Source organism: Glycomyces artemisiae (genome assembly GCF_003002955.1).
Lineage (GTDB): Bacteria > Actinomycetota > Actinomycetes > Mycobacteriales > Micromonosporaceae > Glycomyces > Glycomyces artemisiae.
The window spans coordinates 1-25040 of record NZ_PVTJ01000016.1; the positions used below are offsets into that span (position 1 = coordinate 1).

General features: G+C 71.5%; 21 protein-coding genes. 8 read left to right on the forward strand and 13 right to left on the reverse strand.

Features of this window, described 5'->3' with window-relative positions; genetic code table 11:
- Nucleotides 1-91 precede the first annotated feature (91 nt).
- Nucleotides 92-832, reverse strand: a complete 741-nt coding sequence (locus B0I28_RS26060) for an SDR family NAD(P)-dependent oxidoreductase (protein ID WP_106366799.1) — start codon at nucleotides 830-832, stop codon at nucleotides 92-94.
- A 171-nt stretch (nucleotides 833-1003) separates the two neighbouring features.
- A complete protein-coding gene (locus tag B0I28_RS26065) occupies nucleotides 1004-2284 on the reverse strand; it encodes an APC family permease (RefSeq protein ID WP_245889116.1) in 1281 nt (426 codons plus the stop codon).
- Between the two features lie 80 nt (nucleotides 2285-2364).
- On the opposite strand from B0I28_RS26065, the gene B0I28_RS26070 reads away from it, so the two are divergent.
- Together B0I28_RS26070 and B0I28_RS26075 are read left to right on the forward strand one after the other, a co-directional pair.
- Complete coding sequence (locus tag B0I28_RS26070; RefSeq protein WP_106366801.1) at nucleotides 2365-2826, forward strand: Lrp/AsnC family transcriptional regulator; 462 nt, start codon at nucleotides 2365-2367, stop codon at nucleotides 2824-2826.
- A 25-nt stretch (nucleotides 2827-2851) separates the two neighbouring features.
- On the forward strand, nucleotides 2852-5776 hold the full coding sequence (locus B0I28_RS26075; RefSeq protein ID WP_106366802.1) for a DUF4132 domain-containing protein: 2925 nt from the start codon (nucleotides 2852-2854) through the stop codon (nucleotides 5774-5776).
- On the opposite strand, the gene B0I28_RS26080 is transcribed toward B0I28_RS26075, so the two are convergent.
- The 4 genes from B0I28_RS26080 to B0I28_RS26095 all read right to left on the reverse strand — a co-directional run bounded on the left by B0I28_RS26080 (nucleotide 5777) and on the right by B0I28_RS26095 (nucleotide 8832).
- Nucleotides 5777-6361, reverse strand: coding sequence for a TetR/AcrR family transcriptional regulator (locus B0I28_RS26080; RefSeq protein ID WP_219927000.1), 585 nt, complete (start codon nucleotides 6359-6361; stop codon nucleotides 5777-5779).
- Between the two features lie 170 nt (nucleotides 6362-6531).
- On the reverse strand, nucleotides 6532-6945 hold the full coding sequence (locus B0I28_RS26085; RefSeq protein ID WP_106366804.1) for a YchJ family protein: 414 nt from the start codon (nucleotides 6943-6945) through the stop codon (nucleotides 6532-6534).
- A gap of 96 nt (nucleotides 6946-7041) precedes the next feature.
- Complete coding sequence (locus B0I28_RS26090) at nucleotides 7042-7857, reverse strand: SGNH/GDSL hydrolase family protein (protein WP_181245981.1); 816 nt, start codon at nucleotides 7855-7857, stop codon at nucleotides 7042-7044.
- A gap of 156 nt (nucleotides 7858-8013) precedes the next feature.
- Nucleotides 8014-8832, reverse strand: coding sequence for an SGNH/GDSL hydrolase family protein (locus B0I28_RS26095; protein WP_181245982.1), 819 nt, complete (start codon nucleotides 8830-8832; stop codon nucleotides 8014-8016).
- 217 nt (nucleotides 8833-9049) lie between these two features.
- On the opposite strand from B0I28_RS26095, the gene B0I28_RS26100 reads away from it, so the two are divergent.
- Nucleotides 9050-10105, forward strand: a complete 1056-nt coding sequence (locus B0I28_RS26100; protein ID WP_245889117.1) for a LacI family DNA-binding transcriptional regulator — start codon at nucleotides 9050-9052, stop codon at nucleotides 10103-10105.
- A 170-nt stretch (nucleotides 10106-10275) separates the two neighbouring features.
- Here B0I28_RS26100 and B0I28_RS26105 read toward each other — a convergent pair whose 3' ends face one another.
- Nucleotides 10276-10683 (reverse strand): MarR family transcriptional regulator, encoded by a 408-nt coding sequence (locus B0I28_RS26105; RefSeq protein ID WP_106366847.1) that lies wholly within the window; start codon nucleotides 10681-10683, stop codon nucleotides 10276-10278.
- A gap of 237 nt (nucleotides 10684-10920) precedes the next feature.
- Here B0I28_RS26105 and B0I28_RS26110 point away from each other — a divergent pair, with 237 nt between their 5' ends.
- Nucleotides 10921-11778 (forward strand): NAD(P)H-binding protein, encoded by an 858-nt coding sequence (locus B0I28_RS26110; protein WP_106366808.1) that lies wholly within the window; start codon nucleotides 10921-10923, stop codon nucleotides 11776-11778.
- 105 nt (nucleotides 11779-11883) lie between these two features.
- Nucleotides 11884-12306 carry an SRPBCC family protein gene (locus B0I28_RS26115; protein ID WP_106366809.1) on the forward strand — a complete coding sequence of 141 codons (423 nt, stop codon included), beginning with the start codon at nucleotides 11884-11886 and terminating at the stop codon, nucleotides 12304-12306.
- Between the two features lie 107 nt (nucleotides 12307-12413).
- Here the strand turns inward: B0I28_RS26115 and B0I28_RS26120 are convergent, their stop codons facing one another.
- A complete protein-coding gene (locus tag B0I28_RS26120; RefSeq protein ID WP_181245985.1) occupies nucleotides 12414-13514 on the reverse strand; it encodes an MFS transporter in 1101 nt (366 codons plus the stop codon).
- Between the two features lie 273 nt (nucleotides 13515-13787).
- Between B0I28_RS26120 and B0I28_RS26125 the strand changes: the two genes are divergently transcribed.
- The 3 genes from B0I28_RS26125 to B0I28_RS26135 all read left to right on the forward strand — a co-directional run bounded on the left by B0I28_RS26125 (nucleotide 13788) and on the right by B0I28_RS26135 (nucleotide 16033).
- Complete coding sequence (locus tag B0I28_RS26125; RefSeq protein ID WP_219927002.1) at nucleotides 13788-14528, forward strand: AraC family transcriptional regulator; 741 nt, start codon at nucleotides 13788-13790, stop codon at nucleotides 14526-14528.
- Between the two features lie 87 nt (nucleotides 14529-14615).
- Nucleotides 14616-15374: a MerR family transcriptional regulator gene (locus B0I28_RS26130; protein WP_106366812.1), complete on the forward strand. Its 759-nt coding sequence runs from the start codon at nucleotides 14616-14618 to the stop codon at nucleotides 15372-15374.
- A gap of 71 nt (nucleotides 15375-15445) precedes the next feature.
- A complete protein-coding gene (locus tag B0I28_RS26135; RefSeq protein ID WP_106366813.1) occupies nucleotides 15446-16033 on the forward strand; it encodes a TIGR03086 family metal-binding protein in 588 nt (195 codons plus the stop codon).
- Here the strand turns inward: B0I28_RS26135 and B0I28_RS26140 are convergent.
- The 5 genes from B0I28_RS26140 to B0I28_RS26160 all read right to left on the reverse strand — a co-directional run bounded on the left by B0I28_RS26140 (nucleotide 16002) and on the right by B0I28_RS26160 (nucleotide 24942).
- Nucleotides 16002-17237: an exonuclease domain-containing protein gene (locus tag B0I28_RS26140; protein ID WP_106366814.1), complete on the reverse strand. Its 1236-nt coding sequence runs from the start codon at nucleotides 17235-17237 to the stop codon at nucleotides 16002-16004. The genes B0I28_RS26135 and B0I28_RS26140 overlap by 32 nt on opposite strands.
- Nucleotides 17238-17366: 129 nt before the next feature.
- On the reverse strand, nucleotides 17367-19097 hold the full coding sequence (locus B0I28_RS26145) for a DUF6055 domain-containing protein (RefSeq protein WP_106366815.1): 1731 nt from the start codon (nucleotides 19095-19097) through the stop codon (nucleotides 17367-17369).
- A gap of 177 nt (nucleotides 19098-19274) precedes the next feature.
- Nucleotides 19275-20984 carry an AIPR family protein gene (locus B0I28_RS26150; protein ID WP_106366816.1) on the reverse strand — a complete coding sequence of 570 codons (1710 nt, stop codon included), beginning with the start codon at nucleotides 20982-20984 and terminating at the stop codon, nucleotides 19275-19277.
- Entirely contained in the window at nucleotides 20981-24316 is a 3336-nt protein-coding gene (locus tag B0I28_RS26155; RefSeq protein WP_106366817.1) for a helicase HerA domain-containing protein, read from the reverse strand. The genes B0I28_RS26150 and B0I28_RS26155 overlap by 4 nt, the downstream gene beginning before the upstream one ends.
- Nucleotides 24313-24942 (reverse strand): hypothetical protein, encoded by a 630-nt coding sequence (locus B0I28_RS26160; protein WP_106366818.1) that lies wholly within the window; start codon nucleotides 24940-24942, stop codon nucleotides 24313-24315. The genes B0I28_RS26155 and B0I28_RS26160 overlap by 4 nt, the downstream gene beginning before the upstream one ends.
- Nucleotides 24943-25040 lie beyond the last annotated feature (98 nt).

Below are 25040 nucleotides of genomic sequence, written 5' to 3' on the forward strand. Positions count from 1 at the left end.
GCCCTGATAGGCTCGACACAGAAGCCTCCTATTGAAATCCGTTGCAGCACAACAGATTCAACAGGAGGCTTCCTCAGTTCGTAAACACGACCTAGACGGCGTTCCAGCCGCCGTCGCTGGCGAGGACGACGCCGTTGGTGTTGCTGGAGTCGTCGCTGAGGAGCCAGGTGATGGCGGCGGCCAGCTGCTCGGGCTGGGCCGGGTTCCCGGCGTTGACGAAGTACGGCTGGAGGCGCTCGATGCCGAGCTGGGACTTCGGGGTCGCCTCGATGTTCGTGGCGACGCCGCCGGGCGCGACGGCGTTCGAGCGGATGCCGTCCTTGCCGTAGACGACGGCGACGTGGCGGGTGAGGCCGACGACCGCGTGCTTGGAGGCGGTGTAGGCGGCGCCCGCGGCGGAGCCGCGGATGCCCGCTTCGGAGGAGACGTTGACGATGGCGCCGCCGCCGGAGGCGGTCATGACCGGGAGCGCGGCGCGGATGAGGCGCAGCGGGGCGGTGAGGTTGACGCCGAAGACGCGGTCCCAGGTGGCGTCGTCGACCTCGCCCGCGGGGAGGAAGCCGTCCATGATGCCCGCGACGTTGGCGAGGCCGTCGATACGGCCGTCGGCAGCCGCCACGACCCGGTCGATGACCTCGGCGGCGGTGAGGTCGCCCGCGACGGGACGGATCTCGATCTCGGAGGCGAGCTTGTCGAGGCTCTCCTGGTTGACGTCGGCGGCGACGACCGTCGCGCCCTCGGCGGCCAGGCGCAGCGCGGTGGCGCGGCCGATGCCCGATCCCGCCCCGGTGACGATGACGGTCTTGCCGGTGAAGCGGCCTTGCGTTCCCATGAGTCCCCCTTTGGTCCCTGCCGCCCGGCGGGGCGGCCCGTGTCGCAGTATTCCCCCGGGCCGGGCCCGGGGGCGGCGGTTCGCTCGATCCACCGTTTTAAGTCAACTGACTGACTTAAGATTAGCGCGGTCGGTGCAGGGGTGCGCAAAGGGGAAAGGCTATGAAATCAGTCATGCGGCCCCGGCGGGGACGGAGTCCGGGAGCGGGGCGCGGCGTCGCTTGAGGTGCAGGTAGCCGAGGGCGAGGGCCGCGATCCCCAAGGGCAGCAGCAGGTACCAGGTGAGGGCCGTGCCGATGAGGGCGGTGCAGGTCGTCGCGAAGACGGCGCGCTGCCGCGCGCGGCCCTGGAGGAGCTTGACGGCGGCGGCGCACGCGGTGACGGTGACCGCGGCGAGGACCGCGGAGGTCGCGCGCATCTGCTGGTCCAGGCCCAGGCCGAACGCGGTCGTCGTCGCGAACGCGGTGCCGGTGAACGCCGCGAGCAGGAGCAGCGCGCGGTGGGGCGTGCGGCCCGGCTCGTGGCCCCTCGCGAGGGGCGCGGGCATCGCGCCGTCGCGGGCGAGCGCCGCGCCGAGGCGGGAGGCCCCGGCGATGAACGTGTTCATCGCGCCGAGGCTCAGCAGCGCCGCGCAGACGGCGGTGAGCGGGGCCGCGGCCGGACCGAACGCGTACGCGAGCAGGTCGGTCAGCGGCGTCGCCGATTCGCCCGCGGAGGAGCCGAGGACGCCCGCGGTCGCGGTGGCGAGCGCCAGGTAGATCGCGGCGACGACGGCGAGCGCGAGGGCCGTGACGCGCCGCAGCTGCCTTGCGGGGTCGCGGAACTCGCCGGACAGGTGACTGGCGGCCTCCCAGCCGGAGAACGCGTAGAACAGGACCGCGGCGGCCGAGAGGATGCCCGCGATGCCGTTCGGGGCGAACGGGGTGAGGTTCGCGGGGTCGAAGTGCGGGAGCGCGGCGATGCAGGCGACGGCGAGGAGCGCGGCGAGGAGTCCCATGAGGACGAGCTGCGCGCCGCCGGAGAGGCGCAGGCCGATGTGGTTGGCGGCGAACGCGGTCGCGAGGAGGACCGCGGCGATGGCGACGACGGCGCCGTGGCCCAGCCCGGCGGCGTCGGCGATGTAGGCGGCGCCGACGAGCGCGGCGGAGCTGGCGCCGACGGGGATGACGCTGAAGAACCACCAGCCGCAGACGGCCGCGGCGCGGTCGCCGAACGCCGCGCGGGTGAAGGTGGCGACGCCGCCCGCGTCGGGGCGGCGGGCGGCGAGTTCGGCGAACGTCGCGGCGACCGGAATGGAGAGGAGCAGCAGCGCGACCCAGGCGACGATCGCGGCGGGCCCGGCGGCGGCGGCGGCGAGGCCGGGGAGGGCGAGCACGCCGGGGCCGAGGATGGCGCCGAGGTAGAGGGCGGTCCCGCGGGCGGTGCCGAGGGACCCGGTGGAGCGGGTGGTCATGTGGACCAACGCTAGACGCATGGTCGGCCGTTCGGCGGTCCCGCCGAACGAACGGCCGGAATCGGGTGCATAATCCGTGGATGGACGAACTTGACGCGTCGATCGTGCGCCTCCTCCAGTCGGATGCGCGGCTGTCGAACCGGGAACTGGCCCGGCGCCTCGGCGTGGCGCCCTCGACGGCCCTGGAGCGGGTCCGGGCGCTCACGCGCCGCGGCGTGATCCGCGGCTACGGCGCCGACGTGGACCTGAAGGCCCTCGGGCGCACCGCGGAGGCGCTCGTGTCGGTGCAGCTGGCGCGGCACCAGCGGTCGATCTACGAGACGTTCCGGGAGACCGTCGGATCGTGGCCGGAGGTGGTGACGCTGTTCGTGGTCTCCGGCGGCAGCGACATCATGCTGCACGTCGCGGTGCAGGACTCCGAACGGCTGCACGCGTTCCTGGTCGACCGGCTCGCGACCCGCCCGGAGGTGGCGCGGTTCAACACGACGATGGTGTTCGACCGGCACCACAACCGGGTCCTGGAGCCGCTCGCGGAGGAGTGAGCACGCCCGGCCCAGAATGTCCCCCATGAGTGTTCCGCTGCCGCACGAAGACCCCGACCCCGCGCGCCCCTGGCTCGACTACCGGGGCTCCCTCGAACTCGACCCGGCGCCGCGGCGCGGGTACCCGTCCGCGCGGGCGTACGAGCCGAACGCGGCCATGCCGGGGCACTGGCGCGAGGTCAGGGAGCGCGCCGCGGACCAGATCCTCGCCGCCGCCGACGCCGCCGTCACCGACCCCGCCATCGCCGCGGCCGTCCGGGCCTACCTCGGCGGCGAGCCCGACCCGCTCGGAGCGGCGGCCGCGTTCCAGACGGCGGCCGCCTGCTTGAGCCTGTGGGAGGTGACCCGGGACTACGTGCAGATGGACGCCTGGATCGCGGAGCACGGCGCCGACTTCGCGGTGGTCGCGCTCATGCGGCAGTGCGAAACCCGGATCGTCAACGCGGACACCGGGAAGAACTTCGTGTCCTCGCGGTACCGCCCGGAACGGCCCGCGCTCCAGTTCGCCCCCGCGCGTCCGTTCGGCGAGATCTGGGCCCGCGGGCCCGAGGCGCTGAGTCTGCGCACCATGCTGTCGACGCTCCCCGAACCGGAGTACCGGCACTTCCGGGAACTCTTCGAACCGTTCGGCCGCAACCACTACCAGCGGCTCGTCCGCGCCTACGCCATGCCGACCGAGCGGGACTGGGCCCGCGAGGTGTTCGCCGAATGGCCCGAACGCGACGAGAAGACCTGGTACTCCCAGAACCTGCTCGCCGCGATCGTCGACTCCCCCGATGAACTCGCGACGGCGAAGATCCACCGGCTCCCCAGCCACCGCGGCCAGGCCCCCGGAGCCGCATCGCTCGTGGAGGCGCTCGGCGCCGCGGCCGCACCGTTCCTCATCGGCGCCTTGAGCATCGACACTCACGAACACGTCGGGAAATCCTCGATGCACGCCGTGCTCGCCGGACTCCCCAGCGACGCGGCCGTCGAATACCTGCTCGCGAACATGGTCGCCGAACGGACCTTCCCGGACGTGCCCGACATGGCCGCGCGCTTCCCGCGCCGCACCCTGCGGATGATCGCGAAGCTCACGGATCGGGCCGAACCGTCCCTGCGGTCGCGCCTCGCGCACCTCGTCACGACCGTGCCCGAACTCGAAACGGCCCGCGAGACAGCCGAACCCGAAGTGGCGGAAGCGATCAAGCGACTCGTCAACCTCGCCGACGCCCCGCCCGAGACCGCCGCGCTCCCCGAGTTCCTGGCGAGCCCGCCGTGGAAGCGCAAGGCCCCCAAGCGGAAGAAGCTCGTCGTTGACGTCGCGCCGCTCGGCGAGGACGGGCTGCACTGGTGCGACGGCGAACGCGACCGGTGGCGCGACAGCGCCGACGCCGTGCAGCGGCGGCTCGCCGAGACCGAAGACACCGCTGAAGCCCTTGCGGCCCTGGCGAAATCCGCGAACGGCCACCGCGCGCTCCCGCCGCTCGCCGGACCCGCGGCGGCCCGCATCGCCGCCGACTGGCTCGTGCGCCTGCGCTCGACCCGCCTCAGCGTCGGCGACTGGCTCGACCGCCACGGCCTCGACGCGGCGCGCTGGCTCGCCCCCGACGCGGTCGGCAGGGCGGGCAAGCAGCGGAAGGCCGCCGAAGCGGTGCTCCGCGACACCGCCCGCAGGTTCGGCGACGCCGCCGTCCTCGCCGCGGTCGCCCCCTACGGGGAGGACACGGCCGCTTCGGTCGCCGAAATCCTCGCGGTCGACCCCCTCGACCTCGACGGCCGCAAGGCCCCCAAGCTCCCCGAATGGGTCGAGCCGGTCCTGAACATGCCGGTACTCCTGCGCGGCGGCCGGGAACGCCTGCCGCGCGAAGCGGTCGCGCACCTCGTCGGCGCGATGGCCCTCGACTCGCCCGCGATCCCCTATGCGGGGCTCGACATCGTCAAGGCGCACTGCGACACGGCGAGCCTGAGCGCGTTCTCGTGGGCCGTCCTCGAAGCCTGGGAGACCAACGACGCGCCCGCGAAGGACGCGTGGGCGATGACGCAGCTCGCGCGCTTCGCCGACGCCGACGCGGTCGCACGCCTCGAAGCGCTCATCCGCGCCTGGCCCGACCGCAACTACTCCAAGCGGGCCCTCAACGGCCTGGAAGTGCTCGGCGCTATCGAATCCGAGGACGCGCTCCGCGCCGTCCACCGCCTCACCCGGTTCCGCGGCTCGAAGGCCGTCAAGGCCGCCGCCGTGAACCAGGTCGAGCTCGTCGCCGCCGGACTCGGCCTCGACACCGACCAGCTCGCCGACCGCCTCGTCCCCGAGACCGGGTCCAACGCGGTCGTCGCCGAGCAGGCGGCGCGCCTGGAGCGGGCGATGGCCGACGGCCGCACCTGGACCTTGGACGAGTTCCGGGAACGCCTCCTCGCGCACCCGCTCCTCGGCACGCTGGCCCGCAGGCTGGTCTGGACGGCGGACGGGACGGCGTTCCGGGTGGCGGAGGACGACACGTTCGCCGACGCCGACGACGACGCGATCGACCTCCCCGCCGGAGCCGCGATCCGGCTCGCGCACCCGGTCCTCCTCGACGGCGCACTCGACACCTGGGTTCGCCACCTCGCCGACTACGAAGTCCTCCAACCCTTCGACCAGCTCGGCAGGCCCGCCCGCACCGTCACCGAAGCCGAGGCCGCCGCCGGCCGCCTCACCCGCTTCGAGGGCCGCAAAGCCCGCACCGGGCCCGTCCACGGCCTCGCCAAGAGCACCTGGGCCGCCGTCCGCGACGGCAGCACGACCGTCGGGATCGAACGGCGCTTCCGCTCCGGCGCCGTCCGCGTCGAATTCTCCCCCGGCTACGCCGGAGGGCCCTACTTCGACGCCGACGCCGTCCAGGTCGTCGACACCGTGCGCTTCCCCGCTGACCTCGACCCGGTCTCGCTCAGCGAGGCCGTCGCCGACCTGGAGAAGATCGCCAAGGGGTAGCTACTCGGCGGCGGCCTGCGCCGCGGCCCCCGGGAGATGCTCCAGGGCGGCCCCGAGCAGGCCGCCGACCGCCGTGATCCGGTCGGCCATCGACTCCGGGTCGAGCGGGTCCTCCCCCTCGGTCACCCACAGGTACACCATCGCCCCGAACCCGCCGGTGATGAACGCGGCCAGATCGTGGTCGAGCCGCCCCGGCAGCACGTCCCCGAACCGCGCCCGCATCGACTCGCTCCGCAGCGGCGACAGCAGCCCGCTGACCTCCCGGTTCAGCGCGAACGCGCTCGCGGAGTTGAACATCGCCCGGTAGAAGCCCCTGTGCGCCGCGAAATGCCGCGCCAGCGCGAGCGACCGCGCCCGCCCCACCGCCGTCTCCGGCGCGGCCCGCCACGGCTCGAACAGCTCCCGCCGGACCAGGTCCAGCGCCGCTTCGAGCAGCAGCCGGTCCCGGTCGCCGTAGTGGAGGTACACGAGCTGGCGGCTGACACCCGCCGCATCGGCGATGTCCGAGACCGGCACATTCGCGGTCCCGCGCTCACTGACCAGCGCAATGGCAGCACCGAGCAGCGCGGCGCGCGTTCGTCGCACCCGGCGGTCTTTGGCGGGCGAGGGAGGGTCGAAACTCACCCGACGAGGTTAGACACCTGTCAACCAATCGACAACTATTCGACGATTTGAGCAGCGCCCCGATCCCCTGTCGGACCCCGCGGGCATCTTTGAAGCCGGGGGCGCCACCAAACCCGAAGATCACTCACCGCCTACTCGAAGCCGAGGGCGTCCACGTAGAACCAGGCGCCGCCAAGCCGTTCGAAGACGCTGTTCTCGGTCTGGGAGCCGGGCCCGTCGGCGTCGGTGTAGCTCGCGCGGAAGCGGACGGTCCCGGTGGTGTGGAGCGGTGTGCCGCCGGTCGTGTCGAGGATGTCGAGGCCGGTCCAGGTGCGGCCGTCGGCAGCGAGGTCGAGCCGGTCGGGGCGCGTATCGGGATGCCAGGTGCGCAGCAGATACGCCTCGTCGCCGACCGCGAAGGCGCTGTAGCGGGACCGCATCAGGGCCTCAGCGGTCGGGGCCGCGGCGGCGCCGGTGTGGAAGCGGCCGCAGCAGGCGGCGTAGGTCTCGCCGGAGCCGCACGGGCACTTGGCGGGGCGGACGGGCTTGCGGGAGCGTCGCGGCATACCGGGATTGTCCCGGAGGGGCCGGACCGGCCCGGAGGCCGGTCCGGCGGAGAGAACGAGCGGCGAAGGGCCCGCCACGGGCCCTTCGCCATCCGACTAGCAGTCCTCCAGGTAGGGGGTCACGACCTCGGCGTACGCGGCCTGGCCGGCGGCGTTCGCGTGGAAGGACTCGACGTTGCCGGTGTACCCGAGGATCCAGGCGTCGGCGGTGCAGACCTCGTGGCCGACGAAGGCGTCGCGCACGTCGGCGAACGCGAAGCCGTGGTCGTCGGCGACGCCCGCGGTGGTGTCCGCGAGCAGGTCGGCGGTCTCGTTCAGGAGGGCCTGCTCGGCCGGGGTGATGGCGAGCGAGCCGGCGCAGGTCGCGCCGCTGAAGAGGCGCGGGTTGCCTACGACGGTGACGTCGGCCCACGGCGACAGGTCCTCGACCTGGGTGTACAGGTCGTCGAGCTCCGCCGGGAGCGAGGTGGTGATGATGTTCTGCGCGTTGGCGATCGCGGCCTCGCACAGGGCCGTGTCGGTTCCGGCGCAGGCGCCGAGGACCGAGGAGAAGCCCGCATCGTTGCCGCCGACGCCGATCGTGACCTCGCTGGTGCGCCAGGTCAGGTTGCCGAGCTGGTCGGCGACGACGTCCTCGACGCGGGCGCCCGAGCAGGCGTCGAACGACAGCTGCGCACCGGTCGCCTCCGCGGCGAGCACCGGGTAGGCGTTCGCGGAGCGGTAGCAGATGGTGTCCTCGTAGTCGCCGGCGCCGACGCCGGAGACGTAGGAGTCGCCGAGCGCGACGTACCGCGGCGTCCACCAGTCGGCCGAGGCCGGGCTGGCGAAGGCGGCGCCGCCGATGCCGGCGGCTGCGGCCACAGCGGCGACGCGGACGAGGATGCCGCGGGTCTTGCTGGGAGTTGCGGTCATTGGTCTCCTTCTGGGTGCCTCGCGGCGGTTGTCGGGTGGGGCCCCCGCCGCTGGTGCCGCCATTCTATGAGCCGAAGTCCAATGTGTGTGGCCGCGTTGGGCCGCAACGGGAACCGGCCCGCGGGGGTCCCCCGCGGGCCGGTCCGGTGCAGCGCTCTAGTAGTCGAGCAGCGGGAGGACGACGCCGGTGTAGGCGTCCTGCCCGGCGGCGTTCGGGTGGAACGACTCGACGTTGCCGGTGTAGCCGAGGATCCACGGGTCGGCCGAGCAGACGCCGTGGCCGTCGAAGGCGGCGCGCGGGTCGGCGAAGTCGAAGCCGTGGTCGGCCGCGACGGCCGCGGTGGTCTCGGAGAGGAGGTCGGCGGCGTCGTTCAGGAGCGCCTGCTCGGCCGGGGTGATCGCGAGCGCGCCCGCGCAGGCGGTCTCGGCGAAGAGGCGGGGGTTGCCCACGACGACGATGTCGGCGTCGGGGGCCTTGGTCTCGACCTGGGTGTAGAGGTCGTCGAGCTCGGCGGGGAGCGAGGTGGTGATGATGTTGCGCGCGTTGGCGATCGCGCTCTCGCACAGGGCCGTGTCGGTTCCGGCGCAGGCGCCGAGGACCGAGGAGAAGCCCGCGTCGTTGCCGCCGACGCCGATCGTGACGTGCTCGGTGTTGACCGGGCGGAGGTGGCCGAGCTGGTTGGCGACGACGTCCTCGACGCGGGCGCCCGAGCAGGCCTCGAACCAGAGGCGCTCGCCGAGGGCGGTGGCCGACTGGCTGGCGTAGGCGTTGGCGGAGCGGTAGCAGCCGTCGTCGGCGAGGTAGTCGCCGGCGCCGACGCCCGAGGCGTACGAGTCGCCGAGCGCCACGTACTGCTGGATCGTGATGTCGGCCGAGGCCGGGGCCGCGAGTCCGGCGACGCCGAGACCGGCGGCCGCGGCGACGGCGGCGATGCGGCCGAGCGCGCGGAGGGACTTGCCTTCCTTGAAGGACACAGGGTCTCCTAGTTGTCGACAGGGCCGGCGGGGCGCCGTTCGGACGGCCCCGCCGGAGGACCGCGTCATTATAAGCAGTGAAGTCCATTGTGTCGCAATAGAAACGGTGTGTGATGTAGCGTCCGGGGAGCGGGGTCCGGACGCCGTCTCGATCTCGAAACGGTTTCCTGTCGCCGGAAACTGTTTCCGGCGGGCGGCTATCATGTCGGTACACGACATGGACGAGGTGCACCACATGAGCGATCCGGCCCGCCCGCGCGCGACGCTGTCCGAGGTCGCCGCGCGCGCCGGCGTCTCGAAGGCCACGGCCTCCAAGGTGCTCAACGCCCGGCCGGGCGTCGCCGAGGAGACGCGGCGGCTGGTGCGCGAGGCCATCGCCGAACTCGGGTACGTGCCGACCACGGGGCCGCGCGAGACGCCCGGCGGGCAGTCGATCCACGTCGTGTTCGACACGATCCTCAACATGTACGCCGTCTACGTGCTCGACGGGATCATCAGCGGCGCACGGGATCTCGGCGTCGAGGTGGTCACCAGCTCCCTTGAGGAGGGCGGCCCGGGCCACCCGGTCCCGCTGGGCGCGGACCGCATCAAGGAGATCGCCGCGCAGGGCGCCGCGGGCCTGGTCGTGGTCACCGCCGAGCTCACGGCCGAGGAGATGACCGCCTGCGAGCAGGCCGACCTTCCGCTGGTCGTCATCGACCCCGCGAACCCCCTCGACGAGCGCGTCACCAGCCTCGGCGCCACCAACTGGGCCGGCGGCGTCCAGGCCACCCGCCACCTGCTCGACCTCGGCCACAGGCGGATCGGCTTCGCGGGCGGCCCCGTGCAGTCCGTCCCGGCCCGCGAGCGCCTCCACGGCTACCGCGAGGCCCTCGAATCCGCCGGCATCGACCTCGACCCGGCCCTCATGGGCTCGGGCAAGTTCGAGGAGTCCACCGGCGCCGTCCTCACCGACCGCATGCTCGACCTCGACGACCCCCCGACCGCGATCTTCGCCGCCAGCGACTCCATCGCGGTGGGCGTCCTCCGCAGCGCCCGCCGCCACGGCCTCGCCATCCCGGACGACCTCAGCGTCGTCGGCTTCGACGACACCTACAACGCAATGTGGATGGAGCCCCCGCTCACCACGGTCAAACAACCCCTGCGCCAAATGGGCCGCGTCGCGGCCCGCACGGTCATCGACCTCGCCGCAGGCAAAGTCCCCGACTCCCACCACGTCCAACTCGCGACCACGCTGGTCGTACGTGACTCAACGGCCCCGCTCCGCCACTGATCAGCGCGCAGCGCACAGCCCGCGACCACGCGTCGGAAGCCGTCTCCGTCCATCCCGCCCCGCTGCGCAGGGTCCGACCGCTCTTTCCCGCTGCCGGTCGAGCCGGCACCCCTTCGCAGGCGCGCCGCCCCTCGGCCACGCGGCTCGCGGCGCATCGGCCGCCGAGAGCGCTAATCGCCGTAGGACTCCTCAAGGGCGCGCTCGTATGCCACGAGCGTCTCCACGAACACGACCCGCTCCGTCTCGGTCAGCGGCGTCAGCGCCTTCCGCCAGGCGGCGGCGCTCCCTGCGAGCCACGCCTCGATGTCCGGGCGCATCTCGTCGGAGATCGAGACGATCCGCCGACGGCGGTCGGCGTCGTCCTCGCGGCGTTCGAGCACGCCCTTCCGGCTGAGCTCCCCCACCATCAGACTCACGGTCGTGGGCGCGACTTCGAGCCGGGCGGCCAGGTCGTTCACCGTCGCGGCCCCGTCGAAGAGCAGCAGCGCGAGCAACGAGAGGTGGCGCGGGCTCAGGTCGAGCGAGCGCACCTTCTCCGGCACCGGCAGCCGTTTCGCGCGTCCGACCATACGCGGCATGAGAAGCAGCAGTTCCCGGATCGCGTCGTCGACGCCCCAGCGAGCGGCCACGGTCGCACCCCCAAATCTCCCTCATCACCAAATTATCTTTGCTTTCAAAGCAAAGATGTATTACCTTTGACTTCAAAGCAAAGAGATTCCACTTTTGCTTTGAAAGCAAAAGTGTTCCACCCGCATGGTACGCGCGGGCGCGCCCTGCGCCCGGCGTTCGCATGCCCGAAACCAGGAGCGACACCCATGACCAACCTCGACGGCCCGATCCTCGTGACCGGCGCGCGCGGCAACATCGGCTCGCGCGTCGCGAAGGCCCTCGCCGCAACCGGACACGCCGTCAGGGCCTCCGCCCGCGACCTCACCGGCCTCGCGGTTCCCGAAGGGGCCGAAGCGGTCGCACTCGACCTCACCGACCCGTCCGGTGCGGCGGCCGCGCTCGACGGCGTGCGCACCGTCTTCCTGTATCCGACGCGCGGCGACCTCGGCGACTTCCTCGAAGCCGCCGTCAAAGCCGGGGTCGAGCACGCGGTCCTGCTCTCCTCCCCCGCCGCGTACGACCCGGTCGAGCACGCCGGGCCGATCGGCGCCGCGCACCAGGCCGCCGAGGCCGCCGTGCGGGAATCGGGCCTCGCGCACACCGTGCTCTACCCGTCCTGGCTGGGCAGCAACGTCTTCCGCGACTGGGCCGCGCAGGTCCGCGCCGGGCGGGTCTCGATCGCGTTCCCCGAGTGGCGGATCAATCCGATCCACCTCGGCGACGTCGCCGAAGTCGCCGCCGACCTGCTGACCCGCACGCAGTTCCGCGGGCGCAGCCTCGTCATCACCGGCCCCGAGTCGCTGTCGCAGCGCGAAGTCGTGGCCGCCATCGCCGCTGAGCTCGGACGGCCGGTGGAGGTCGAGGAGCTCACGCGGGAGCAGGCGCTCGCCGGACGGCCCGAGTGGTTCCCGGAGGCGATGTTCGACTCGCTGCTGGGCGTCGCGGCGAACCTCGGCGACACCCCGGCGACGGTGAACAACAACGTCGAACGCGTCCTCGGCCGTCCCGCGCGCACCTTCGCGCAGTGGCTCCACGACGAGCGCGCCGCGTTCGAACTGGAGTAACGAGCCGCGGCGCGCACCGGCTTCCTTCGATCCGAGCATCGGGCCGGGGCCGGGCGGAATCTCAGCGGGGATTGACTTCCTTCGATCGGACTCTACGATGTGGAGATGATCCTGGTCGAACGTGAGATCCGCACGGCCCCTGCCGAAGTGTGGGCCGTCATGAGCGAGCTCGACCGCTGGGCCGAGCTCCTGCCCACGGTCAGCGGCGTCGAACGCCTCGGCGACCCCGGCCCGATCGCCGTCGGCGCCCGGTTCCGCGTGGCCCAGCCGGGCCTGGCGACCGCCGTCTACAAGGTCACCGACTGGCGGCCCGGCGAAGGGTTCACGTGGGTCGCGTCGTCGGGAGGCGTGCGGACCGAGGCGGTGCACGAGGCGCGCGCCGACGGTGAGGGCCGCACGCGGCTCGCCCTCGGCATCACCTGGTCGGGCCCCGGCGCCTGGGTCGCGCGGGTCCTGTTCTCCGGCAAGGCCCGCCGCTACATGGCCCAAGAGGCCGAGGCGTTCGCGGCGCTCGCCGAAGGCCGCTGACCCAGGTCAGAGTCCGAAGCGCGGGCTATTCCGTGCGGGCGCGGGACAGACTGCGGCCGAACCGGATCGCCCGTTCACACCCGCCACGCCCCCGACTCGGATTGCGATCAGGGCCGCTTCAAGAACAGCCCGAGCACCACCGCGGCAACCGGCACGACGCACAGCACGGTGAACACCCCTTCGGGCCCGCGCGCCTCGGCGATCAGGCCGTACGCGGGCGCGAACAGGCCGCCGACGCTCATCGCCAGCCCCAGCGTCACCCCGGCGGCGGTCCCCGGCCGGGTCGGCAGGTAGTCCTGCGCGAGCTTCACGAGCACCGCGAACGGGATGTTGATCGCGATCCCCACGGCCAGCGCCACCCCAAGCGCGGCGTACTGGTCGGGCACGACGCGCAGCACGATCAGCAGCGGGATGATGAGCACCCCGCCGATCCTGGTGGTGCGCACGGCCCCGAACCGGTCGGCCAGCCGCCCGCCCAGCAGCGTCCCGATGACGCTTCCGAGCATGAACCCGGCCAGCGCGATCCCGGCGACGGCGTGGCCGGAGCCGAGGTGGCGGATCCAGTACAGCTCGATGAACGTGATGATCCCGACCCACAGCAGTGAGCGCACCACCTCGATCCCCGTGAGGACCGCGAACGGCCCCCACCGGTCGGCGCCTTCCCGCGGTTCGGCCGCGCTTACGGCCGCGCGGGTGTGCTTGCGCAGCATCACGAACGCGATGAGCACCGCGGGCGGGATGAACAGCGCGGTCGCGCCCACGCCCATCGCCATGAGCGCCGGTGTCGCGAGCACGGGCGCCAGGAAGAACCCGACGCTGCCGCCCGCGGCGAAGACGCTCATCGCGGCGGCGCTGTCCCCGGCGGTCTCGCGTGCGCCCTTCCCGGCGGCCGGGTGGAACATGGCGACCCCCAGGCCGGACAGGAAGATCAGTGCGAGCACCAGCGGGTAGGGCCCGGCGATGCCGGCCAGCCCGAGGCCGATCCCGGCGAGTGCGACCCCGGCGGGGGCGAACCAGTCCAGGCGTCGCCGGTCTACGGCGAGGCCGATGAACGGCTGCGGGATCGAGCTGCCGAGCGCAGCGGCGAGCGTGAGCCCGGTGGCGGCGACGTACCCGTAGCCGCGGTCGAGGACGAAGTACGGCACGACCGCGGGGACGAGCCCCTGGTACATGTCGTCGACCGCGTGGGCGGTGCCCCACAGCCACATGCGGCGCAATGGCGAAGCCGGTGCGTCCCTGGCTCGGTGTTCCTGAGGCGCCTCCTCTCTGCCCGATGGCGGTTGCGGCGGCGGTGCGTCCGCGGTCTGGTGCGGTGCGCCGTCGTCCGGCGGTCCGGCCACGGTAGCCGCGGGTACCTGAAGGGGACCTGAAGGCGTGGTCTGGGTCATGTCGGTGCTCCTTGTCCGTTCGGATCAAGGATTCCGAGGCCGCTGGGGCTCCGGCTAACGGTATTCTGCCGAATTATGTCGACAGACGGTCAGGTGATTCCGAGTTCGCCGATCCGGATGCTCTCGCACCAGGAGCGCATCGACTGGCACCGGCACACCGGCCACCAGCTGATTTATCCGAGACGCGGGGTGCTGCGGGTGTTCACGGCGGCCGGGGTGTGGGTGGTGCCGCCGTCGCAGGGCGCGTGGATGCCCGCGGGCACCGCGCATTCGCACCGGGCGTTCGGGGCGACGGAGATGCGGGCGATCCTGTTCGATGTGGATGGTGAGGGTCCGTTCCCGCAGCGGCCCACGGTCCTGGCGTTCACGCCGCTGCTGCGGGAGGCGGTGACGGCGCTGACCGACGACGCCGCGATGGCGCCCGACGTGCGGAGCCGGCTCGCCCGCGTCGTCCTGGATTTGCTGCGCAGTGTCGAAGCGCCGCAGCGGTTCCTGCCCGCGCTGGAGGACCCGCGGCTGCGGGAGGTCGTGGCGCTGCTGGAGGAGGACCCGGCGGACCGGCGCACGCTCGCGCAGCTGGGCGCGGCGGTGGGGGCGTCGGAGCGGACGCTGAGCCGCCTGTTCCGGGAGGAGGCGGGGATGACGTTCGCGCAGTGGCGGGGCCAGTTCCGGCTCCACCACGCGCTGGTGCTCCTCGCGAGCGGGCAGCAGGTCACACGGATCGCGGGGGCGTGCGGGTACGCGAGCCCGAGCGCGTTCATCGGGGCGTTCCGGGCGTCGTTCGGGACGACGCCGGGCGAGTACCTGCGGCGGGAGCCGGACCTGCGGATCTGAAGCGGGACGTGTGTCGGCCGTCTCCGGTTTCTCGGCTTGCGGTTGACGTAACGTCAAGCCGTACCTTCGATTCCGAAGGAGGCCGACATGCGCACATGGACCACGACCGAGGTCACCCGCCTCACGGGCGTGACCTCGCGGACGCTGCGCCACTACGACGCGATCGGCATCCTCGAACCGGTGGCGACCGGCCACGGCGGCCTACGCCGCTACGGCGAGGCCGAACTGCTGCGGCTCCAGCGGATCCTGCTGCTCAAGCGTCTCGGACTGCGCCTCGACGTGATCGCCGAGATCGTCGACGGGGCGCTCCCCGAAGCGGACGCGCTCAAGCGCCATGCCGAGCAGCTCGACGAGGAGCGCGAGCGCCTCGACCGCCTGGCCGACACGGTCGCCGCCACCATCCGCCAACTCGAAGGAGACCAGACCATGACACCCGAGACCTGGTTCGACGGCCTCGACGCCGGCAAGCAGGCCGAATACGAGGCCGAGGCGCGCCGCCGCTGGGGCGACGCGGCCGTCGACGCGAGCGACACCGCCGTCAGGGCGATGCCCGAAGCGGAACGCCGCGCGATCCCCGCCAAGTTCGACGAACTCCACCGCCGCCTCGCCGCGCTCAAGGAGGCCGGCGAACCCGCCGACTCGGCCGCCGTCCAGGCCGTCGTCGCCGACCACTACGCGTTCATCGCCAAGCTCTGGGGCACGGCCCCCACTGCCGAGGCGTACTCCGGTCTGGCGGCGCTCTACACCGACGACCCGGCGTTCGCCGCCACCTACGACGCCGTCGCCGAGGGCCTCGCGACCTACCTCCGCGCGGGCATGGACGCCTACGCGGCCGCGAGCCTGTAGGCACCGATGAATCGGAGCGCGCTCCGTCGTCACTACCGGTGCAGACCGAGCGAACTGAGGAGCGAGCGCACATGACCGGACCCGATGCCGATTTCAAGACCGTGACCGACCTGGTGGCCGGCCTCCTTGCGGGCGTGGACGACGAGCAGTTGGCGGCGTCCACGCCCTGCGGGGAGTACCGGGTGGGCCAGGTCGTCAACCACTTCCTCGGCCTGACGCTGGCCTTCACGGCCGCGGCCCGCGGCGAGCGCGGGCCGTACAACGACGCCCCGCCCGAAACGCCCGCGCCGACGCCGCCCGCGGAATGGCGCGCCCGGCTGGCGGAGCAGCTCGACACGCTGGCCGCGGCCTGGGCCGAGCCTGCCGCTTGGGAGGGCGACGCGACCGCCGGGGGCGTCACGTTCCCCGCCGCGATCATGGGCCTCGTGGGCCTCAACGAGGTCGCGATCCACGGCTGGGACCTCGCCAAGGCCACGGACCAGCCCTACGACCTCGACCCGGCCACCATCGAAATCCTCACCACCTTCGTCGCCCAGGACGCCGACGACCAGGAGGCCCGCGACGGCATCTACGCCCCGCCCGTCGACCCCGCCCCCGACGCCACCCCGCAGGACCGCCTCATAGCCCTCACCGGCCGGAACCCTGAGTGGCGCCGGTAGCGACCCGCGCCAGCACCGTGTCGAGCGAGTCGACGCCGACCACCGGGATGCCATACTGCCTCGCTTTGGACGCCTTCCCGGACATCGAGTCAGGGTCGGCGGCCACGACGAGGGCGGTCTTCTTGGTGACGTTCGGGGCGACGGTGAGACCGGCGGCCTCCAAGCGCTTGGCCCAGAACGACTTCGATTCGGCGAACGCGCCGGTGAGGACGGCAGTGTCGCCGCGCTTGAGGCGGAATTCCGTCTGCTGGAGAAGGGGAGCCGTTCCCTTCTCGGCCACGCGGAGCGCCGCATCGACGTCATCGGCAGGAAGGGACAGAAGCGCGGCGACCCGGTTCAGGTCGTCGCGTTCGGCGTCGGAGAGAAACCCGTCCTCTAGCGCGGCGGTCGCGAGCGACAGCAGGTAGCCGCGGTGCAGCTCGATCGCGGCCGCGCGCCCGATGCCGAGTCCGGACGCCAGCGCGACGAGCGAGTCCGCCTCGGTCGCGGAGATGTGCCGGTCGACGAGTGCGCGGTCGAGCAGGGCGAGGTACATGTCCGCCTGCGGCGGGTCGGGGACGCGCGGAATATGGTCGACGAGCCTGGCGAGGAACGCGCCGCCGTCGGACGCGCCGATGCCGCGGCGGACCGGTTCTGTCGCCCGCCTGGGGATCGGGGGCCACCGGGCCTCGCCGAGTCCCGCGGCGCGGTCGTCCCAGAGAGGCACCGTCCCCATGCTGTTGAGGTACAGCGTGAGGAGTTCCGCTGTGGCGAGGACATCGGACATGGCTTCGTGCGGGCGGTCGTTGGGGATGCCCGCGGCGAGGCAGCAGTCGGCGAGGCTGCGGCCGGCGTCGGGGAGGAAGTAGTCCGCCCACTGCATGGTGCAGACGCCGAAGTGGCCGAGGTTCGGGATCTCGCAGCCCAGCCGCAGGTACTCGTGCGCGAGCAGGCGGCTGTCGAAGGCGAGGTTGTGCGCGACCGGGACGCGGCCTTCGAGGAGTCCGGCGACGTCCCCGGCGATCTGGTCGAACGTCGGGGCTTTCCGCACGTCGGCGGCGCGGATACCGTGCAGCTCCTGGGGTCCGAGGTCGCGCTGGGGGTTGACCAGCGTCTCCCAGGTCGCGGTGACAGTGCCGTGCCGGTCGAGCTGCGCCACGGCGATCTCGACGATCCGGTCCTTGTTGAACAGGCCGGTGGTCTCCACATCGATGACCGCGTACATCGGATCTCCCGTCGCGTCGCGAAACAGAGACACAATGTAGCCGTTCACGGTCGCGTGCGAATCCTCTGAACGGTCGGGACCGCATGGCCTGCGGGGCGGCGGTGGCCGCCCCGCAGGCTGATGGTCGGATTAGGAGGGAGTGGCGCCGGTGATGGTGAGTTCGTAAGGGAACGGGTCGCCGACGCCGGTCTGCCACATCGTGTAGTTGCGGTGCACCGACGGGGTGGCCGCGACGACGAGCATCATGTGGGTCTCCCCGCTCTGGAGCGAGAAGTTCGCGGTCTGGCCCGGTGCGTAGAGCGGGCTGTAGCGGACCGAGAAGTCGGCCTTGACGGCCACGAGGCGGAAGCGCCAGTCGGCGCCGGAGAGGCTGGAGGCCCCGGTGAGTGCGACGCTGACGCTGGACGTGGTCGGGTTGAGCCGGATCATGCTGTGGCCGTACTGGTGCGGGGCGTCGGCGTTGCCGATCCGGTAGCGGTTCGAGCCGAGGCTCGTCAGCGGATCGGTGTGCAGCGGACGGTAGCTGCCGCCGCCGCGCCACAGGTCGGAGCGCATGGCCGCGCCCTGGTCGAAGTCGTAGACGACCTGCCTGGAGGTCATCTCGCCGATGAGCGTTGCGAATTCCTGCTGGTCGAGTTGCAGGACGCGCTTGATCGTGTCGATCGGATGCTCGCCCTGCTCGGCCTCGAACCAGAGCCGGTCGACGGCTTCGGCGCCGTAGAGTTCGGCGATCGTGTCGAACATCAGCCAGTCGCCGTAGTAGGTCTCCTGTGCGAGCCAGCGGAAGTGCTGTCGGTCCACATAGTACCCGGAGCCGACGACGACCTCGGGCCGCTGCATGCGCGCCATGTAGTTCGCGTGGGCCTCCCATACCGGCCCGGCGACGGGGTTGCCCGCGCCCCAGCCGCCGCCGTTCCCGTTGGCGATGTTGATGTCCACGGCGTAGGACTGGAGGATGTGGTTGAACTCGTGCGACTCGACCCAGTCGTCCCAGATCTTGTCGTACGGCAGGCACATGTGGCCCACGCCGATGTCGTCGGGCCCGGCCCAGTTCGCGGGCGGCAGGAAGCCGTTCGACCAGGTGCCGCACAGGTACAAGTTGATCCGGTACCGCGACCCGACACTGTGGTCGGCCGGGTTCACGAAGTCGACCTGGTCGACGTAGTAGTCGTAGATCTCCTCCATGTGGTCCGCGACCCACTGCGGGTAGTTCGCGTACCCGTGCTGCCGGCCCCACGCGACGGCGTCGATCGCATCGCCCCAGCGGACCGTGAAGTTCGCCGACTCCACGTAGTTGTCGGTCTCCGCGCCGGCCTCGATGAGGAACGACGGCGTGCGGGTCTGCTTCTGCTGCTGCGGGTTCCCGGTCGGCGTCTCGGTCGGCTCGCCGGCGGTCGGCGTCTGCGTGGGCGTCGAGGTGCCGCCGCACGCGGTCCCGTTGACCTTGAACCCGGTCGGGATCGTCCCGGTCCCGGTGACGGTCATGCCGAACACCTCGCGGGTCTGGCCCGCCGAGACCTGCGCGTTCCAGCCGACGTCCTCGCCGGTGAAGTGCGCGCCGGACACCGCGAAGTCCACGTTCCACGCGTTCTGCACGGACGACCCGCTCGGAAGGTCGAACTCGACCTTCCAGCCGTTCAGCCCGTCCGACCCGGCCTTGATCGAGACCGAGGCGTTGTGCCCGGTCCCCCACTGCGACGTGATCGCGTACTGCACCGAGTCGCACGCGGCGGCCGATGCCGGGCCGGCCGCGACGAACGCCAGCGACGCCGCCAGCAGCACCCCGCACGCCGCGAACACCGCTGCGGCCTTTCGCCGCAGCCGCACGCGCGCACGACCGTCCTTGGGTATGACTTCCATCGGTTGAGCTCCTCAAGATAGGGGGCTCAGCCGTCCCCGGTTGTCGAGGACCCGAACCCCCGCAACCGGAGGGCTCGTACGGACGACTGCCCAAACATTCAAGTAGATCGATATTAGGGCAAACATCCGCGCGAAGCAACCCGGCCCGGCCGCCGGAGCGGTCCCGTCGGCACCGGCCTACTCGACGCCCGCGGCCTCCTTCAGGAACCGCTCCGTGAACCCCCTGGTCCGCGCGAGGTCGCTCAGCCGCTGCTTGGACGATTCCGCGTCCGTCATCCGCTCCAGCCGCCCCACCATCAGGCTGACCAGCCGCTCGACCTCGTCGCGGTCCCATATCTTCTGGAGCAGCGCCTCGCAGTACCGCGTCGCCTTCGCCGGGCTCGCAGGCAGCTTCTCGCCGTTCGAGAACCGCGCCACGACGGCGGCCATGAGCATGAACCTGACGGGCCGCCACTTGGCCGCGACCCGGTTGTTCCGGAACAGCCATTCGACCTGGTACCAGGTCGCGGCGGCCGTGTAGTACGCGATGGCGTGCGTCTCCGGATGGAAGATCCTGAGCGCCGGGTCGCGCCGCAGTTTCGCGGTCCGCGACGCCTCGTGGACGTGCCCGCGGAACACTGACGCGTACGCCTGGACGAGCTGGTTCTGCCTGATGACCCGCGTCATGGTGACAGAGCGCGCCTCGTACTGGCCGCTGCGCCGCTCGTAGTACAGGTCCTTTCGGGTTTGGAAGAACGCCTCGATGTCCTTGTGGATCTGCTGGTCGGCCCGCAGGTCCTCGGGCGCGATCTCGGTCTGCCGGTTGGTGGCGACCGTGATGTCGCCCGCGATCTCGCTGTTCTCGGTCTCGATCACGATGAGCTTGACGTGCACGTCGTCGGTCAGCTTGTCGCGGTTCTCGAAGAGCACGTGCCCGGTCTGGCAGCCGTTGACGATCTGGAAGTCGCTCATGTGGCACTCGACGCCGGAGGTGTCGAAATGCTCGGCGAGGACCGTGATCCCGTTGTTGAGCACGGCGAAGCGCCTGCGCTTGGCAGGGTCGGCGAGCGTCAGCGCGATGCCGTCGTTGACCTCGTTCTGCGCGCCGAGGAACTCCCGCAGGTTGTCCTCGAACAGGAACTTCCGGATGCTGCCGCCCTCGTCGACCAGCAGGCTCTCCACGATGACCGAGGCCGGGATGGTGCCCATCCACGCCTCCTTGACGCCCTCCATCACCGGGATCGCGGTCCGGCTCGGCCAGTCGAAATGGACCTTCACCTTCCGGAGAGTGCGCTTGAACAGCCGGTCGAGCTCGCGCCAGCCGACTGCGGCGAACCGGACCGACTGGAACCGGCCCAACTCGTCGAGCGAGGCCTCCGCGGACCGGCACTTCTCCAGGAGATCCTCGTTGGGCTCCTGTCCGCAGTGGACGTACCGCACCTCCAGCCGCGGGCTGTGCTCGGTCAGCTTGTGCTGGTTGTCGTAGACGAGCCCCAGCGCGTCGTGCAGCTCGACCACCTCCGGCGACGCCGAGTACGAGATCGGCGGCCGCGCGCAGATCTGCCGCAGGTTGTCGGCGAGGTCGGCCACCACCTTGCCCTCGTAGGACCCGCTCGTCTTGGCCTGCACCACGATCACGACCACGTTCAGCTCGCGGCTCGCCTCCACCGCGTGCTTCACGCCGTCGAAGTCGTGGAACAGGTCCCCGTTCACGACGATGCCCCAGGCGTCCACGCCCAGGTCGTTCCCGCCGCCGGTCCGGTGGAGCTCGGGCTCGAACTTGTCCTCGTGGAACCGGTGGAGCACGCAGTACGCGGCGAACACCTCGAACAGCTGGGCGTCGTCCAGTCCGGGCAGGTCCTGGTCGCTCCTGAAGGCGGCCAGTCGCTCACGGATGACCTCGTTCATTCGCCCGCCTCCTCGCCGGACCGGCGGACCGCCGCCAGGATCTCCTCGGCGGTGGGCGCGGTGGACGGGTGGTGGGACAGGCACATCGGCACGTCCACGCGCTCGGTCGGCGACCCGTCCGCGGCGAGGTAGAACTGCCCGGCTGCGAGGTGCGCCAGGTCCACCGGCGACCCGCCCTTGCTCTGCGCGACCTCGGTCGCGGCCGCGATCTGCGAGGGCGCGTTGATCCTGCCGTACCAGTGGGTGGCGCAGTTCCCGACGATCCGGTTGTGGATGCCCTTCGGGGACTGGGTCGCGAACAGCATGCCCAGGCCGTACTTCCGTGCCTGCGACACCAGGGCCAAAGTGGAGTCGAGGCAGATCGTGGAGCCGATCGAAGGAGCCAGTGTCTGCGCCTCGTCGAGCACCAGCAGCCCCGAGAGCGGCACCCCGTTGTCGGCGGGATTCCGCTTCGCCCAGGAGAACAGCGCGAGTTCGAGCTGGTTCACGAACCCCTGCCGCTGCTCCTCCGTGGGCAGTCCCATGAAGTTCACCACGGAGATCCGCGCCCGCTTCCCCTTCGAGGGCGTGAGGAGCACCCCGGGGTCCAGCGGCCGCCCCGCGCCCGCGAACACCCGGTCGTTGACGACGGCGGCCCGCAGCGTCGAGGCGATCTGCGCCGCGATGTCGGCGGCCTTCCCGATCGAGCTCGCGCCCTCGGGCAGCTCCTCCAGGTAAGCGAGGAAGCCCGCGAAATCGGAGCTCCCGTCCCTCGCGTACGCCGCCAGCGCCTGCCGCAGGACCGCCCGCGCGTGGTCGTCCCTCGGCGTCGACTTCCCGATCCTCGCCCTCGGCACGAGCGAGGCGACGGCCGTGTCGACCGCGATCTCGAACTCGTCGTCGTCGGCGACGACCGCGGAGAAGTCGGGCAGCGGCTGAAAGCTCAAGGGCCGCCCGCGATTGCGCCCCGGCGTCCACACCAGGACCTCGACGGTGCGGCCGTACTCCCCGGCCCAGGCCTCGTCGCCGTCCAGCCAGCTGCTCGGGGCGTGGGGCCAGCGGTCGCCGAGACGGGACAGGTCGTTGTTCGGGTCGAGGACGATCGAGGAGACCCCTTGCAGCGCAGCGGTCTCGATGATCCGTCGGAGCAGGACGGTCTTGCCTGAGCCGGAGCCGGCGAACACGCCGATGTGCTTCGGCATCGCCCAGAGGTCGGCGTAGACGGGCCGGAGTTCCGGGGACCGCCCGATCACCGGGGCCTTCGGCGCGGGGGCCGGTGTTCCGTTGGCCGAGCGGGAGATGCGGAGCTGCCCGCGGCCCTCCTCGCCGATGGCGCCCACGTTGCTCGTGGCGCCGTCGCCGAGGGCGCCGACGTTGATGCTGCCGCCTTTCGCGTTGCCGCCGTTGGCGATGGCCGTCGCGCTGGTGAGCGGGACGTCGATGTAGACGCGGTGGTCGACGGTCTCGGTCCGCTTCACGTCGGGTCTGGTCTCGCCGGTGGGCTGGACGGGGATCGGCGGGGCCTGCTGCGCGGGCGTCTCGGGCGGGCGACCGAACAACGCCTGCATGAGGTTGGTGCGGGAGGCGGGGCGCCGCAGGCGCAGCCATTCGTCGAGATGCGGGACGCGCTCGGACTCCATGCGGGCGAGGGCGGCGAAGGCGTTGTAGTCCTCGTCAGAGGCGAGGATCTCCAGGCCGTCCCGCTGGACCTTCTCGATCCACTGCCAGGCCTTGGCGCTGGAGGACCACTTGCGCCACTTGTCGCGGGGCGCGGTCACCCAGAGGATGCCCTGGTGGCTCTCGATCGGGTCGTCCTCGCCGAGTTTCGCCCAGTTGCAGAACGAGCGGAGCCGGTAGAACACGCTCGTGGCGTTGTCGGTGGCGATGGCCCTGAACACCAGCCGCTTCGGGCGCTCGCCGGAGCGGTCGCGCACCTCCACGTGGTAGCTCTGGCTCTCCCCGGCCGAGGGACTCACCTCGAAGGCGTCCCGGTCCCTCCTCGCCTCGATCCGGTACGCGCGCAGCCCTGCGACCAGGAGCGGGCGGAGGTTCCTGAACTCCTCCTCGGGGCTGGCGCCTTCTTCGCGGACCGCTTCGTCGCGGTACTGCTCGTACTTCGCGTCGAGGTCCGCGAGCGGCTCGGTCTCGGCGCGGGTCCGGTCCTCGGTCGCCGGCTGGACGACGGTGTCGAGCCGTTCGAGCTCGGTGACCGCTCCGGCGGAGACGCAGGCGTGGATGTGGAGCGATGCGGTGCGCAGGAGCTGGCGGGGGCTGTAGTTCATCGCCTGGTCCAGCGCCTTGAGCGGGAACGGGTAGCTCGGGTACGGCGGCGTGAAGCCCGTCTCGCGGTATACGGGGGCGAGGACCGCGGCGAGGAGGTCGGCTGCGACCTCCGGGCTCGGCACCGCGCCGTCGAGGTACACCGGGGGCTCGAACCGCTGCGCGATTGTCGCCGTCGTATGGCTTGCGAACTCGCGCCACGTGTTCCGCAGGCATGCGACGAGGACGGTGGTCCTCCGCGTCTCGTCGCGCACGTCGACGAGGTTCACGCCGAGCATGTCGAGCAGAGCGCCGGCGCTGACCCGGCGCTTCTGGTCGGTGCGGTTGCTCGACGCCCGCACGATGTCGTCGACCTGGTCGACGGCGACCACCGTCGCGCCGCAGATCGACATGAGGCGGGACAGGTCCCGCACGGTGCCTTTGGGAGACGTGCGGTTCGCCGCGGAGAGTCCGAGCTCGTGGAAGACGTCCGCTTCGCCGCCGTTGAGGAACTCGTCTGCGGCGCTTGAGACGAACTCATCGCGGGAGTGGAGGTAGACGAGCGCCTTCAGAGTCCACCGGGCGCTGCCGAGGGCCGGGTCGAGTTCGCGGACCGCCTCGATGAACCGCGACGCAGATTCCGCATCGGGGCGGCGGTCGCCCAGGACCTGGCGCCGCACCTTGTCCGGGACCGACGCCTTGGCGGCGAGCGTTTCGAGGAGGTGGGCGAGGCCGGTGCGGGCGGCGCGGTGCGGCATGGTGAGCGCTTCGCGGTAGCTGCCGACGAGGTTCGGCCAGAACTGGTCGAGGTGCAGGATGCTGAGCCGGACGAAGAAGCCGCCGCGCATCTGCACGTTGATGCGGGTCTGGCCGAGGAGGTGGCTCTTGCCGTGACCGCCTTCGCCGAGCACCGGCAGGCCGTACACGCTCGACCGGCGGCTGCGCTCGGCGAGGTCGATCTGCGCCTCCACTGCGGACATCGCGGTCTGGTTGATGCCCTTGACATGCGGCCGCGAATGCTCGTCCCAGATATCCTCCGGCGTGACCGCGAAGTCGCTCGGGGCCCTGCGGAGTGCCTCCAGTGCGTCGCTCATCGCACCTCGATCCCTATGAGGTGGCGGGACTCTCCACCCAGCCAGAGGGCGGCGGCGCGGTCGGCGTCGGTGAGGGTCTTCTGGTTCGACTCGGGGATCAGCTGGATCTCCCGCAGGGTGTGCAGTTCGGCGAGGACCTTGTCGACCTCCTCCCTGACGGCGTCGTCGAGCCGCTCCCGCAGGGCGAGGAGGGGCACCCAGTCGGCGGTGTCGCCGGTCAGTTCGCGGTAGGTGGCGATGATCCTGTCGGCCAAGGTCTCGGCGACCGGTTCGGGCTCGGGGTAGATGTCCGCGAGTTCAATCTTGGCCCGGTCCATGTGGGCGGAGAAGTCCTGGATCACGGCCCAGAGGATGCGGGCGGTCTTCTGACTGATCTTGGCCGGAGCGGGTTTGGGAAGGAGCTCCCGCACCGCCAGCCAGCCCGGGTCGGTGAGCTCGTACGTGAAGGGCTTGGTGCCCCTGTCGATCGAGATCAGGCCCTTGTCGGTCAGCGATTTCTGCGCGGCGGGCTCCACCTTGTCGTAGCCGAACGCGATCTTGAACTTGCCAGTGGTGCCGCTTCCCCTCAGGTGCACGAGCGAGAGCAGCAGGTTGAACTCGGGGACGCTGAATTCGAGGTCGGACATAGGGAGGTCCATTCCATAGCGCATTGAAGGTGGGAGGAATACAGGCACAGTACCTTCCCGATCAGCGTTTGTCAGCCCTAGGACGCCCGCCGGGTCCG